General features: G+C 67.6%; 12 protein-coding genes and 1 riboswitch. Of the genes, 10 read left to right on the top strand and 2 right to left on the bottom strand.

Annotated elements, in window-relative coordinates; all coding sequences use genetic code 11:
* Positions 1-114: 114 nt before the first annotated feature.
* On the bottom strand, positions 115-525 hold the full coding sequence (locus AC07SQ_RS10455) for a hypothetical protein (RefSeq protein WP_495271929.1): 411 nt from the start codon (positions 523-525) through the stop codon (positions 115-117).
* Positions 526-692: 167 nt separating this feature from the next.
* On the opposite strand from AC07SQ_RS10455, the gene AC07SQ_RS10450 reads away from it, so the two are divergent.
* From AC07SQ_RS10450 to AC07SQ_RS10435, 4 genes are all read left to right on the top strand, one after another.
* On the top strand, positions 693-1,124 hold the full coding sequence (locus AC07SQ_RS10450; protein ID WP_159279453.1) for a YchJ family protein: 432 nt from the start codon (positions 693-695) through the stop codon (positions 1,122-1,124).
* Positions 1,125-1,151: 27 nt separating this feature from the next.
* A riboswitch (TPP riboswitch) is annotated at positions 1,152-1,257 on the top strand.
* Positions 1,258-1,348: 91 nt separating this feature from the next.
* Positions 1,349-3,232, top strand: a complete 1,884-nt coding sequence (thiC, locus tag AC07SQ_RS10445) for a phosphomethylpyrimidine synthase ThiC (protein WP_062478718.1) — start codon at positions 1,349-1,351, stop codon at positions 3,230-3,232.
* An 82-nt stretch (positions 3,233-3,314) separates the two neighbouring features.
* Positions 3,315-4,007, top strand: a complete 693-nt coding sequence (locus AC07SQ_RS10440; protein ID WP_095746927.1) for an HAD family hydrolase — start codon at positions 3,315-3,317, stop codon at positions 4,005-4,007.
* 86 nt (positions 4,008-4,093) lie between these two features.
* Positions 4,094-4,420: a thioredoxin family protein gene (locus AC07SQ_RS10435; protein ID WP_070062914.1), complete on the top strand. Its 327-nt coding sequence runs from the start codon at positions 4,094-4,096 to the stop codon at positions 4,418-4,420.
* A 289-nt stretch (positions 4,421-4,709) separates the two neighbouring features.
* On the opposite strand, the gene AC07SQ_RS10430 is transcribed toward AC07SQ_RS10435, so the two are convergent.
* Positions 4,710-5,750 carry an AraC family transcriptional regulator gene (locus tag AC07SQ_RS10430; protein WP_095746925.1) on the bottom strand — a complete coding sequence of 347 codons (1,041 nt, stop codon included), beginning with the start codon at positions 5,748-5,750 and terminating at the stop codon, positions 4,710-4,712.
* 127 nt (positions 5,751-5,877) lie between these two features.
* Between AC07SQ_RS10430 and AC07SQ_RS10425 the strand changes: the two genes are divergently transcribed.
* The 6 genes from AC07SQ_RS10425 (at position 5,878) to AC07SQ_RS10400 (ending at position 14,019) form a co-directional block, all read left to right on the top strand.
* Positions 5,878-7,050, top strand: a complete 1,173-nt coding sequence (locus AC07SQ_RS10425; RefSeq protein WP_062478706.1) for an isovaleryl-CoA dehydrogenase — start codon at positions 5,878-5,880, stop codon at positions 7,048-7,050.
* Between the two features lie 68 nt (positions 7,051-7,118).
* Positions 7,119-8,786: an AMP-binding protein gene (locus tag AC07SQ_RS10420; protein WP_495271930.1), complete on the top strand. Its 1,668-nt coding sequence runs from the start codon at positions 7,119-7,121 to the stop codon at positions 8,784-8,786.
* Positions 8,783-10,405 carry a carboxyl transferase domain-containing protein gene (locus AC07SQ_RS10415; RefSeq protein ID WP_369630257.1) on the top strand — a complete coding sequence of 541 codons (1,623 nt, stop codon included), beginning with the start codon at positions 8,783-8,785 and terminating at the stop codon, positions 10,403-10,405. Before AC07SQ_RS10420 ends, AC07SQ_RS10415 begins: the two co-directional genes overlap by 4 nt.
* Positions 10,406-10,546: 141 nt before the next feature.
* The gene (locus AC07SQ_RS10410) at positions 10,547-11,335 is read left to right on the top strand and encodes an enoyl-CoA hydratase/isomerase family protein (protein ID WP_495271931.1); all 789 of its coding nucleotides are present in this window, start codon (positions 10,547-10,549) and stop codon (positions 11,333-11,335) included.
* 19 nt (positions 11,336-11,354) lie between these two features.
* Positions 11,355-12,026 (top strand): DUF4126 domain-containing protein, encoded by a 672-nt coding sequence (locus AC07SQ_RS10405; protein ID WP_495271932.1) that lies wholly within the window; start codon positions 11,355-11,357, stop codon positions 12,024-12,026.
* The gene (locus AC07SQ_RS10400; protein ID WP_062478693.1) at positions 12,019-14,019 is read left to right on the top strand and encodes an acetyl-CoA carboxylase biotin carboxylase subunit; all 2,001 of its coding nucleotides are present in this window, start codon (positions 12,019-12,021) and stop codon (positions 14,017-14,019) included. Before AC07SQ_RS10405 ends, AC07SQ_RS10400 begins: the two co-directional genes overlap by 8 nt.
* Positions 14,020-14,041: the final 22 nt, after the last annotated feature.

Raw genomic sequence — 14,041 nt, 5'->3', positions numbered from 1 at the left:
ATGGAGGAGCAACAACGCTACAAGTTCATCCATACGCGCTTTTCCTAGGTTTTGGCTTCTAGATTTTGCCCGGGCCGCGAAGGTCCGGTCCTGACCGGTTGCAGACAGACAAACCTATTGCGTGTGAACTCTAAATCCCAAGTAGAGAAAAAACGCCACAACCGCCCCGACGATGGCAAGCCCAACCGACCACGGAATGTCCATGTCACTGCGCTCGCGACGCGAGACGCCATCCATACGGGTCAGCATCGTGCGTCGCTGGTCCGGCGTGTTGATGAGGAACTTGACGACGCCTGCAATGCCGCAAAGAGCAACAGCGCCCCCGAGGATCATCAACCCCCAAACTTCCATATTGAACGTGATGGGAAATGCACCATCGGCGGCTGCGACAAAGGGGTCGCGTCCCCTTCGCGTGACAACGATTTGTCCGGCGCGCCATGCATTGAATCCGTGCAGAAAGGCGAAGACGCCCAAGGAGAGGGTTGCGGCGAGCAGGAAGAACAGCTTGAGGAATCGCAAAAGCATGCTTTGGTGTTCAGCTTGAAAGAACGAAACGCCGGACGACTGTAGCGACACAAGCCATTGGCGCAAGAGGCCCCGGCGCCTTTAGCCCCGGCAGGTCCTCGCAAAGCGGGCATGCCCGGAAGCGCCCTTCAGCCCCCGCCGCGCCAAGTGTTCCAATAGAGCCCTTCATGAGCGCCACCGACCCCACTCCCGGCCCCTGCCCCTGCGGCCGCACCGACCGTCGCGACAAGCCCATCGGCTACGCCCTGTGCTGTGGGCGCTACCTCGACGATTTCGAGAACACGCCGGCGCCCGACGCCGAATCGCTGATGCGTTCGCGCTACTCGGCCTTCGTGCTGGCGCGTGCCGACTACCTGCTCGCCACCTGGCATGCGTCGAAGCGGCCGGCGTCGGTCGAGTTCGAGCCGGGCGTCAAATGGCTGGGGCTGGACATCCGCTCGCGCTCGGTGCTTGACGCCGACCACGCCGAGGTCGAGTTCGTCGCCCGCCAGCGCGGCGCGACGGGCGTGGCGTTCCGCCTGCACGAGCGCAGCCGCTTCGTGCGCGAGGACGAGCGCTGGTATTACGTCGACGGCGACCTGCACCAGCCCCCGGGTTGACGGCGGCGGGCTTCGGCCCGCACAATCGGCCCCGCTCCGGGGTGCACGCATGTGGCGTGCTGAGATGGCAAAGCTGCCGACCCGCGAACTTGATCCGGGTCATACCGGCGTAAGAAGAGCTGCACTCCCTGACTTCGGTCCGTCACTCCCTTTTTCGGTGGCGGGCCTCCCGAGGTCCACGAGCGATTGCGGAGCACCCTTTCCCTCAACAAGGAGTGCCTCCGATGAATGCCCCCGATAAATTCACCTCGCTGCTGTCGCTGACGCGCGAACCCTTTCCCGCCTCGCACAAGTGCGTCATTCCGGGCAGCCGGCCCGACCTGTTCGTGCCCGTGCGCGACGTGGCGCTGACCAACGGCGAAACCGTCTCCCTGTACGACACCTCGGGCCCCTACACCGACCCGAAGGTCGAGATCGACGTGCGCCGCGGCCTGCCCGATGTGCGCAGCGCCTGGGTCATCGAGCGCGGCGACACCGAAAGTTATGAAGGCCGCACGCACCACGCGCTGGACGACGGCGCCAAGAACGAAGACCGCGACGCGCAGCGCCTGGCCGAGCTGCGCGCCGGTGCCTCGGCACTGCAACGCACGCCGCGCCGCGCCAAGTCGGGCGCCAACGTCACCCAGATGCATTACGCGCGCCGCGGCATCGTCACGCCCGAGATGGAGTACGTGGCTCTGCGCGAGAACGGCAAGCGCGAGTGGATGGCCGAGTACCTGGCCAACGAGGAGCGCGCCAAGCGCGTGGCGGGCAACCCGATGGGCGCGAGCATTCCGCGCATCATCACGCCCGAGTTCGTGCGCGACGAAGTGGCCCGCGGCCGCGCGATCATTCCCGCGAACATCAATCACCCCGAGGTCGAGCCGATGGCCATCGGGCGCAACTTCAAGGTGAAGATCAACGCCAACATCGGCAACTCGGCCGTCACCTCGAGCATCGAGGAAGAGGTCGAGAAGCTGGTGTGGGCCATCCGCTGGGGCGCCGACAACGTGATGGACCTGTCGACCGGCAAGAACATCCACACCACGCGCGACTGGATCGTGCGCAACTCGCCGGTGCCCATCGGCACGGTGCCGATCTACCAGGCGCTCGAAAAGGTGGGCGGCGTGGCCGAAGACCTCACCTGGGAAATCTACCGCGACACGCTCATCGAGCAGGCGGAGCAGGGCGTCGACTACTTCACCATCCACGCGGGCCTGCGCCTGCCGTTCATCCACCTCACGGCGGACCGCATGACGGGCATCGTGTCGCGCGGCGGCTCGATCATGGCCAAGTGGTGCATCGCGCACCACAAGGAGAGCTTCCTCTACACGCACTTCGAGGACATCTGCGACATCATGAAGGCCTACGACGTGAGCTTCTCGCTCGGCGACGGCCTGCGTCCCGGCAGCGGTGCGGATGCGAACGACGAGGCGCAGTTCGCCGAGCTGCGCACGCTGGGCGAGCTCACGCAGATCGCCTGGAAGCACGACGTGCAGACCATGATCGAAGGCCCGGGCCACGTGCCGATGCACATGATCCAGGCCAACATGGACGAGCAGATCAAGCATTGCCACGAGGCGCCGTTCTACACGCTGGGCCCGCTGACCATCGACATCGCGCCGGGCTACGACCACATCTCCAGCGCCATCGGCGCCGCGATGATCGGCTGGGCCGGCACGGCGATGCTCTGCTACGTGACGCCCAAGGAGCACCTGGGCCTGCCCGACCGCGACGACGTGAAGCAGGGGATCATTGCCTACAAGATCGCCGCGCACGCGGCCGACGTGGCCAAGGGCCACCCGGGTGCGCGCTCGCGCGACGACGCGCTGAGCAAGGCGCGCTTCGAGTTCCGCTGGCAAGACCAGTTCAACCTGGGCCTGGACCCCGACACGGCGCGCGAATTCCACGACGAGACGCTGCCGAAGGACTCGAGCAAGGTGGCGCACTTCTGCTCGATGTGCGGCCCCAAGTTCTGCTCGATGAAGATCACGCAGGAAGTGCGCGAGTACGCGGCCAAGAAGGGCGTGGCCGAGGCGGCTGCCATGGCCGAGGGCATGGAAGAGAAGTCGAAAGAATTCATGGCCGGCGGCGGCGAGATCTACATCCCGATCCGACCAGTGGCCTGAGATGACCTGATAGCTTGAGTCTCCCCGTGCGGAAAGGGTGCGTTGCTACCATGGGGCCAGACCCCTGAACTCCAGCCTCGCAATGACCCCTTTCCCCTTTTCCGCCGTTCTCTTCGATTGCGACGGCGTGCTCGTCGATTCCGAACCCATCACCAACCGCGTGCTCGCCGACATGCTCGGCGAGCTCGGCTGGCAGCTCACGGCCGAGGAATCGATGAACATCTTCACCGGCAAGGCCGTGAAGGACGAGACGGCGCTCATCGAGGCCAAGACCGGCTTCAAGATCACCGACGACTGGCTGCGCGGCTTCCGCGCCCGCCGCAACGAGGCGCTGGACCGCGACCTCGTCGCCATTCCCCATGCGCCTGCCGCCATCCGCGAGATCCATGCGCGGCTCAAGGGCCGCATCGCCTGCGCGTCGGGTGCCGACCGCCACAAGGTCGAGCTGCAGCTGGCCAAGGTCGGCCTGCTCGACTGCTTCGAGGGCCGCATCTTCAGCGGCCACGAGATGCCGCGCTCCAAGCCGCATCCCGACGTGTACCTGGCCGCGGCGGAAGCGCTCGGTGTCGATCCGACGCGCTGCGCGGTGGTCGAAGACACGGTCACCGGCGCGATGGCCGGCGTGGCCGCGGGTGCCACGGTGTTCGGCTACAGCACGGGCGAGTCGGGCCACAGCGGCCCGGGCGCGCTGCGCGCCGCGGGCGCCGTGGCCGTGTTCAGCGACATGACCGAGCTGCCCGCATTGCTGGCCGGCTACGGCCTGCAGGCGGCCTGAGTTTCTGGTGCAATGACGCCCGTCAGCGTGTGGCGTGCCCGTCGCCTTCACGCGCTCCTTCCCACGAATTCGCAAGGACCCTGCCCATGACCTCCGAGTACCAGACCGAGCAACCCGACCGCAGCGAGATCGACGCGCTCCAGGGCCCGGCCGTGGTGGAGTTCGGCACCAACTGGTGCGGCATCTGCAAGGCCGCGCAGCCGAACATTGCCGAGGCCTTTGCCCAGTACCCGAACGTGCGCCGCATCAAGGTGGAAGACGGCAGCGGCCGACCACTGGGGCGTTCGTTCAACGTGCGGCTGTGGCCTACGCTGGTGTTCATGCGCGACGGACAACAGGTCGCGAAGCTGGTGCGGCCGGAAGACAGCCAATCGATCGCCGACGCGCTGGCGCTGATCGATTCGCCGGCCTGAGTTCGCTTTTCGTCGCGTGGTTCAGGGCGACGCTCCCGCCGACGCGGTACCTTGCTCCGCGAATGTCCCCCGGGGCTTCGCCCCTCCTCCTTGATTTCGCTGCGCAAGGCACCCCATCGGCGTGAGCGTTGGGCAGTGCGGTTGTTGATCGGGCTGCACAACGACAGCGCCCGGCGTGCGCAGGACACTGGGTGCTTCCCGCAGCGAAATCAAGGAGGAGGGCGAAGCCCGGGGGACATTCGCGGAGGGAAGTACCCGGTGGCCTGTGCACGCGCCCTGAACAAGCGCCCTACAACCCCAGCTGCCGAAAATCCCGAGGCGCGTGCCCCGTCCACTGCAGGAACGCACGCGAGAAACTCTTCTCGTTGCGGAACCCCACCGCCAGCGCCACCTGCTTGATCGGTCGCGTGGTCCGGCGCAGCTGCTCCACCGCCAGTTCGTGCCGTACCTCGTTCTTCAGCACCTGCAGCGAGGTGCCTTCCTCATGCAGCTGTCGATGCAACGTGCGCCCCGACACATTCAGCAGCCCCGCCAGCGCCTCCGCCGTGGTCGCCTCGCCGGCGCGCGCGCGCAGTAGTTCGCGCACGCGCTGCCCAAGCAGGCGGTCGCGGCGGTACTGCAGCACCGTGAGCGGCAGGGCGCGCTTGAGCATGGTGCGCAGCGCGCGCTCGTCGCGCAGCAGCGGCAGCGCGAGGTAGCGCTCGTCGAAGCTGATGCTGGCCTGCGGCGCGTCGAAGTGCACGTCGGGCGTGAACATCAGCGGGTAGGCGTCGCGGTGCGGCGGTGCCGCGAACGGAAAGGTGGCCTGGCGCAGCGAGATGCGCGAGTCGATGGCCCAGCACACGTAGCCGTGCATGAAGCGCAGGCTGGTCACCAGGCAGAACTCGCGGAATGCAGGGTCGAGCGGGCGGTTCTCGGTGATGCGCAGCGTGGCCACGCCGCCGGTCACCTCCAGCGCGAGCGTGATGTCCTCGGTCAGCAGGCGGTGGTGGCGGCACCAGCGTTTCATGGCCACGCCCAGGTCGGGCGAGGTGAGCGAGGCGCGGCACAGCATGCCGTAGCTGCCCCAGGGCAGGCGGCGCGAGAACCAGCCCAGCGCCTCGTCGTCCAGCTCCTGCATCGCGTGGCCCGACAGCGCCTCGAACTGCGCGGCCGTCACCCGCGCACCCGGGCGGGCCAGTTCGCGCGGCGCGATCTGTGCCGCCTGCAGGGCCTGCGCCGGGTCCTTGCCGTAGCGGGCATATCCTTGCACGATGGCTCGCACGAAGGCCATCGGCGTGACGGCGCGGGCGGGTCGCAGGAAGGCGGGGGACGACGTGGTGGAGGGCATCGGTCGTGGCGCAATTTGCAACCATTGTGGCGCCAATTGCGGCGCCACGAGGCGTAAGCTGCGTTTTTTCAAGCGCCATCCGCGCGGGCAGCCCTGCGCGCCGACCCCTTCAGAGGAGACAAGACTCATGCACGATTTCGGCCTCAACTTCGACCTGGGCGACGACATCGACGCGCTGCGCAGCGCGATCCAGGACTTCGCCGCCAACGAAATCGCGCCCCGCGCCGCCGAGATCGACCGCGACAACCTGTTCCCGCACGACCTGTGGCAAAAGCTCGGCGAGCTGGGCCTGCACGGCATGACGGTGAAGGAAGAATTCGGCGGCACCGAGCTGGGCTACCTGGCCCACATCGTGGCCATGGAAGAAGTCTCGCGCGCCTCGGCCTCGGTGGGCCTGTCGTACGGCGCGCACTCCAACCTGTGCGTGAACCAGATCCACCGCAACGGCAGCGAAGCGCAGAAGAAGAAATACCTGCCCAAGCTGGTGAGCGGCGAGCACGTCGGCGCGCTGGCCATGAGCGAGCCCAACGCCGGCTCCGACGTGGTGAGCATGAAGCTCAAGGCCGACAAGAAGGACGGCTACTACGTGCTCAACGGCGGCAAGATGTGGATCACCAACGGCGGCGACGCCGACACGCTGGTCATCTACGCCAAGACCGAACCCGAAATGGGCGCGCGCGGCATGACCGCGTTCATCGTCGAGAAGAACTTCAAGGGCTTCTCGGCCGGCACCAAGCTCGACAAGCTCGGCATGCGCGGCTCCAACACCTTCCCGCTGTTCTTCGACAACTGCGAAGTGCCCGAAGAGAACGTGCTCGGCGGCGAAGGCATGGGCGCCAAGGTGCTGATGAGCGGCCTGGACTACGAGCGCGCCGTGCTCTCGGGCGGCCCGCTGGGCATCATGGCTGCCTGCATGGACGCCGTGATCCCCTACATCCACGAGCGCCAGCAGTTCGGCCAGAGCATCGGCGAGTTCCAGCTGATGCAGGGCAAGATCGCCGACATGTACTCGACCTGGCAGGCCACCCGCGCCTACGTGTACGCCGTGGGCAAGGCCTGCGACCGCAACGACCATGCGCGCACCTTCCGCAAGGACGCGGCCGGCGCCATCCTGTACTCGGCCGAGAAGGCGACCTGGATGGCCGGCGAGGCGATCCAGACGCTGGGCGGCGTGGGCTACACCAAGGACTTCCCGGTCGAGCGGCTGTGGCGCGATGCCAAGCTGTACGAGATCGGTGCGGGCACGAGCGAAGTGCGCCGCATGTTGATCGGCCGTGAGCTGTTCTCCGAAACGGCATAAGCCGCGCCGCACACCCTCACCCCACCCTCTCCCCGCAGGGAGAGGGCGCCAGACAAGGAGACAAGACGATGCCACTGACGCAGAGCCTGGCCCAAGGCGCCACGGACGTCCCCCTCATCGAGCAAGCCATCGGCGACTTCTTCGACGACATGGTCGAGAAGCAGCCCGACCGCGAAGCCCTCGTCAGCCGCCACGAAGGCCAGCGCTTCACCTACCGCGAACTGCAGACCGCGTCGAACAAGCTGGCCAGCGCGCTGCTGAGCCTGGGGCTTGTGCCCGGCGACCGCGTGGGCATCTGGTCGCACAACAACGTGCCCTGGGTGCTGATGCAGATCGCCACCGCCAAGGTCGGCCTGATCCTCGTCAACATCAACCCCGCCTACCGCACCTCGGAGCTCGAGTACGCACTCAACAAGGTCGGCTGCAAGGCGCTGGTGACGATGGCGCAGTTCAAGACCAGCGACTACCTGGGCATGCTGCGCGAGCTGGGTCCGGCCAAGCTGCCGCTGCTGCAGCACACCTTCTGGATCGACAAGCCCGGCCAGGGCGACGAGCAGCCTGGCATGCGCCGCTTCAGCGAACTGCTGGCCAGCGGCGATGCGGCCGACGCGCGCGTGGCCGCCACGCAGAAGACGCTGAAGGCCACCGACCCCATCAACATCCAGTTCACCAGCGGCACCACGGGCTTCCCCAAGGGCGCGACGCTCACGCACCGCAACATCCTGAACAACGGCTTCTTCATCGGCGAATGCATGAAGCTCACGCCGGCCGACCGCCTGTGCATTCCGGTGCCGCTGTACCACTGCTTCGGCATGGTGCTGGGCAACCTGGCCTGCCTCACGCACGGCTCGGCCATCGTGTACCCGAACGACGGCTTCGATCCGCTCACGGTGCTCGAGACGGTGCAGGCCGAGAAGTGCACGGGCCTGCACGGCGTGCCAACGATGTTCATCGCCGAGCTGGACCATCCGCGCTTCAAGGAGTTCGACCTGTCGACGCTGCGCACCGGCATCATGGCCGGCTCGCCGTGCCCCATCGAGGTGATGAAGCGCGTGGTGAGCGAGATGCACCTGGGCGAGATCACCATCGCCTACGGCATGACCGAGACCAGCCCCGTGAGCTGCCAGAGCAGCACCGACACGCCGCTCGACCGCCGCGTGTCGACCGTGGGCACGGTGCAGCCGCACCTCGAGGTGAAGATCATCGACCCCGAGACCGGCGCGATCATGCCGCCGGGCCAGTCGGGCGAGCTGTGCACGCGCGGCTACTCGGTGATGCACGGCTACTGGGAAGACGAGCCCAAGACGCGCGAAGCCATCGACGCCGAGCGCTGGATGCACACCGGCGACCTCGCCACCATGGACGCCGAGGGCTACGTGAACATCGTCGGGCGCATCAAGGACCTCGTGATCCGCGGCGGCGAGAACATCTACCCGCGCGAGATCGAAGAATTCCTGTACCGCCACCCGAAAGTGCAGGACGTGCAGGTGGTCGGCCTGCCCGACAAGAAGTACGGCGAAGAGCTGTGCGCCTGGATCATCGTCAAGCCCGGCCAGACGGCCACCGACACCGAGATCCGCGACTTCTGCAAGGGCCAGATCGCGCACTACAAGGTGCCCAAGTACATCCAGTTCGTCTCCGAGTTCCCGATGACGGTGACCGGCAAGATCCAGAAATTCAAGATCCGCGACGCCATGACCGAGCAGCTCGGTCTCAGCCAAGAAAAGACAGCATGAGCAAACTCGAAACCAAACTCAACGCACGGTCGGCCGACTTCCAGGCCAATGCGGCCGCCATGCGCGCGCTGGTCGACGACCTGCAGCAGCAGTTCGCGAAAGTGGAGCAGGGCGGCGGCGAGGCCGCGCGCGCCAAGCACACGGCGCGCGGCAAGCTGCTGCCGCGCGACCGCGTGGCCGAGCTGCTCGACCCGGGCACGCCCTTCCTCGAGATCGCGCCGCTGGCCGCGCATGCGATGTACCTCGATGCCAAGGGCGCCGAGTCGGCACCGGGCGCTGGCATCATCGCGGGCATCGGTCGGGTGAACGGCGTGGACTGCATGATCGTGTGCAACGACGCCACGGTGAAGGGCGGCACCTACTACCCGATGACGGTGAAGAAGCACCTGCGCGCGCAGGAGATCGCCGAGCAGAACCGCCTGCCCTGCATCTACCTGGTGGACTCGGGCGGTGCCAACCTGCCGAACCAGGACGAGGTGTTCCCGGACCGCGAGCACTTCGGCCGCATCTTCTACAACCAGGCCAACATGAGCGCCCAGGGCATTCCGCAGATCGCGGTGGTCATGGGCTCGTGCACGGCCGGCGGTGCGTACGTGCCGGCGATGAGCGACGAATCGATCATCGTGAAGAACCAGGGCACCATTTTCCTGGGCGGCCCGCCGCTCGTGAAGGCAGCCACCGGCGAGGTCGTGTCGGCCGAAGACCTGGGCGGCGGCGACGTGCACACGCGCCTGTCGGGCGTGGTCGACCACCTGGCGCAGAACGACCTGCACGCGCTGGCGCTGGCGCGCTCGGCGGTGGCCAACCTCAACGCGAAGGCCGCCGACACGCCGCAAGGCACCACGGTGCGCGCGCCCGACTTCCCGCGCGAAGAGCTGTACGGCGTGATCCCCACCGACACGCGCAAGCCCTTCGACGTGCGCGAGATCATTGCGCGCATCGTCGACGGCAGCGAGTTCCACGAGTTCAAGGCCCGCTTCGGCGCCACGCTGGTCTGCGGCTTCGCCGAGATCGAGGGCATGCCGGTGGGCATCATCGCCAACAACGGCATCCTGTTCAGCGAGTCGGCGCAGAAGGGCGCGCACTTCATCGAGCTGTGCTGCCAGCGCAAGATCCCGCTGGTGTTCCTGCAGAACATCACCGGCTTCATGGTGGGCCGCAAGTACGAGAACGAAGGCATCGCGCGCCACGGCGCCAAGATGGTGACGGCCGTGGCCACCGCCAACGTGCCCAAGTTCACGATCATCATCGGCGGCAGCTTCGGCGCCGGCAACTACGGCATGTGCGGCCGCGCGTACAGCCCGCGCTTCCTCTGGATGTGGCCCAACGCGCGCATCAGCGTGATGGGCGGCGAGCAGGCCGCGAGCGTGCTGGCCACGGTGAAGCGCGACGGCATCGAACTGAAGGGCGGCAGCTGGAGCGCCGACGAAGAAGAAGCCTTCAAGGCCCCGATCCGCCAGCAGTACGAAGACCAGGGCCACCCCTACTACGCCACCGCGCGCCTGTGGGACGACGGCATCATCGATCCGGCCGACACGCGCCGTGTGCTCGCACTGGGCCTGGCGGCGTCGCGCAACGCGCCGATCCCCGAGCCGAAATTCGGCATCTTCCGCATGTGATATGGCTCGCCCCCAGTCTTCGCGCACTTCGTGTCGCTTCGCCAACCCCCTACCGGGGGCAACACCAGCGGCCCGGCAAAGCCGGTTCCGCGGTGTTCCTGGAAAAAGACAACAGAGCACCTCATACAAAGTGGATCTGACATGACCTTCACCAAGCTGAACCTCGCCATCGACGGCGCGGTGGCACGCATCTGGCTCGACCAGCCCGACGCGCGCAACGCCTTCGACGACGTCGTGATCGCCGAGCTGACGCAGGCCTTTCTCGAAGCCGGCGCCGCACCGCAGGTCAAGGCCGTCGTGCTCGGCGCGAACGGCCCGGCGTTCTGCGCGGGCGCGAACCTCAACTGGATGCGCCGCATGGCCGACTACACACGAGGCGAGAACCTCGCCGACGCGGGCAAGCTGGCCGACATGCTGCGCACCATCGCCGAGTGCCCCAAGCCCACCATCGCGCGCGTGCAGGGCGATGTGTACGCGGGCGGCATGGGGCTCGTGGCCGCGTGCGACATGGCCGTGAGCGTGGACACCGCGTGGTACTGCCTGAGCGAAGTGAAGATCGGCCTCGTGCCCGCGACCATCAGCCCGTACGTGCTGCGCGCGATGGGCCCGCGCGCCTCGCAGCGCTACTTCCTCACGGCCGAGCGCTTCACCGCCGCCGAGGCGCACCGCATCGGTTTCGTGCATGAAGTGGTGGCCGCCGACGCGCTCGACGCCAAGGTCGACGAGCTGCTGAAGGCGCTCACCGGCGCCAGCCCCGCCGCCGTGCGCGCCTGCAAGCAGCTGATCGCCGACGTGGCCGGCCGCGAGATCGACAGCGCGCTCATCGCCAAGACGGTTGAAGGCATCGCCGACATCCGCGCGAGCGACGAAGGCCGCGAGGGCGTGCAGGCCTTCCTGCAGAAGCGCAAGCCGTCCTGGCTCGCCGGCTGACAGCCAACCAGGGACCGCCATGAACGCACTCGACATGCCGCAACTGCTCGCACTGGCCGCCGCCATCGGCTGGGCCAGCGGCGTGCGCCTGTACCTCGTGGTGCTGCTGACCGGCCTGGTCGGCTACTTCGGCTGGGTGTCGCTGCCTTCGGGGCTGCAGATGCTCGCGCATCCGATCGTGCTCGCGGTCAGCGGCTTCATGGTGTTCGTCGAGTTCTTCGCCGACAAGATCCCGGGCCTGGACTCGCTCTGGGACGTGGTCCACACCGCCATCCGCATCCCCGCCGGCGCGGCGCTCGCGGCCAGCGTGTTCGGTGCCGACCATGGCGCCATGGCCGTCGTCGCGGCGCTGCTGGGCGGCGGCTTCGCGGCCACGGCGCATGCGGCCAAGGCCACCACGCGTGCGGCCATCAACACCTCGCCCGAGCCGTTCTCGAACGTCGGTGCGTCGCTGGTCGAAGACTCGATGGTGCCGGCCGGGCTGTGGCTCGCGGTGGCGCATCCGCTGGTCTTTCTGGTGCTGTTCGTCTTCGTGCTCGTGCTCAGCGTGTGGCTCATCCGCAAGAGCTGGCGTTTTCTGCGCGCGCTGTTCAGCCGCGTGGCACGCATCTTCAGTGGCCGGCCCGATCCGGGCGTCACGTCCGCCTTTCAACTGAAAAAGAATCCTCCGGGAGACACTCCGAATGTTTAAGAAGATCCTCATCGCCAACCGTGGCGAGATCGCGTGCCGCGTGGCCGCAACTGCTCGCCGCATGGCGGTTCGCACCGTCGCCGTGTACTCCGATGCCGACGCGCACGCCAACCATGTGCGCGCCTGCGACGAGTCGGTGTACCTCGGCGGCAGCGCCCCGAAGGACAGCTACCTGCGCTGGGAAAAGATCCTCGAGGCTGCCAAGGCCACAGGCGCCGAAGCCGTGCACCCCGGCTACGGCTTCCTGAGCGAGAACGAAGAGTTCGCGCAGGCCTGCGCCGACGCCGGCCTGGCCTTCATCGGCCCGCCGCCCTCGGCGATCAAGGCCATGGGACTGAAGGCCGAGTCGAAGCAGCTGATGGAAAAGGCCGGCGTGCCGCTGGTGCCCGGCTACCACGGCGCCGACCAGGACCCGGCACTGCTGCAGCGCGAAGCCGACCGCATCGGCTACCCGGTGCTCATCAAGGCCAGCGCCGGCGGCGGCGGCAAGGGCATGCGCGCGGTCGACAAGGCCGCCGACTTCGAGGCCGCGCTGGCCTCATGCAAGCGCGAAGCCATCAACAGCTTCGGCGACGACGCGGTGCTGATCGAGAAGTACGTGCAGCGCCCGCGCCACATCGAGATCCAGGTGTTCGGCGACACGCAAGGCAACTACGTCTACCTGTTCGAGCGCGACTGCTCGGTGCAGCGGCGCCACCAGAAGGTGCTCGAGGAAGCGCCCGCGCCTGGCATGACCGAGGCGATGCGCAAGCAGATGGGCGATGCCGCCGTGGCCGCGGCACGCGCCGTGAATTACGTGGGCGCGGGCACCGTGGAGTTCATCGTCGAGCAGCGCGAGGGTGGCGAGATGAACTTCTTCTTCATGGAGATGAACACGCGCCTGCAAGTCGAACATCCGGTGACGGAAGCCATCACGGGCCTCGACCTCGTCGAGTGGCAATTGCGCGTGGCCTCGGGCGAGCCGCTGCCCGCCAAGCAATCGGAGCTGCAGATCCACGGCCACGCCATCGAGGCGCGCATCTGCGCCGAGAACCCCGACAACAACTTCCTGCCCGCCACCGGCACCTTGCGCGTGTACCGCAAGCCGCAGGCCACCGCCTTCCAGCGCAGCCGCGTGCGCATTGACGACGGCGTGCGCGAAGGCGGCGAGATCTCGCCTTTCTACGACTCGATGATCGCCAAGCTCATCGTGCACGGCAGCACGCGCGCCGAGGCGCTGGCCCGGCTCGATGCCGCGCTGGCCCAAGTACAGATCGTGGGCGTGTCGACCAACGTGCAGTTCCTGCGCGGCATCCTGGCAACCGAGTCGTTCTCGAAGGCCAACCTCGACACCGCGCTCATCGAGCGCGAGCGCGCCGTGCTGTTCGACCGCGAGCCGCTGGGCCTGCCGCTGGCCGCGGCCGCCGCCATCACGCGCACGCTGGTCACCGAGTGGCCGACGCAACTGCCCGACCCCTTCGAGCGCCGCGACGGCTGGCGCGCACATGGCGAGTACAAGCGCCGCTTCGACTTCGAGTTCCGCGGCGCCGAGCACAGCGCGCTCTTGACCTACCGCCGCGACGGCGGCCTGCACCTCGCTGTGGGCGGTGTCGAAGGCCCGCTCACCATCGGCCGTTTTCCCACGGGCGAGTTCGAGCTCGAGTTCGCCGGCACGCGCCAGACCCTCGACGTGCACCTGGACGGCGCCACCGCCCACGTGTTCGCGGCGAAGGGCGCCACGCGCCTCACGGCCATCGACCGCCTCGCCCACGCGGGCGACACCCACGCCGAAGGCGGCCGCCTCACGGCGCCGATGCCCGGCAAGGTCGTGTCCTTCGCGGTCAAGGCCGGTGACAAGGTCAGCCGCGGCCAGCCGCTGGCCGTGATGGAAGCCATGAAGATGGAGCACACCATCGCCGCGCCGGCCGACGGCACGGTGGAGGAGCTGATGTTCTCGCCGGGCGAGCAGGTGGCGGAAGGCGACGAATTGTTGCGAATGGCTGCGGCGGCTTAACCCCGTTGCGGGTCGTCGCCCG

It is taken from the genome of Variovorax sp. GW821-FHT06D12, from assembly GCF_059419205.1.
The sequence above is the reverse complement of the archived record's forward strand: the minus strand, read 5'-3'. Positions and strand labels throughout refer to the sequence as shown.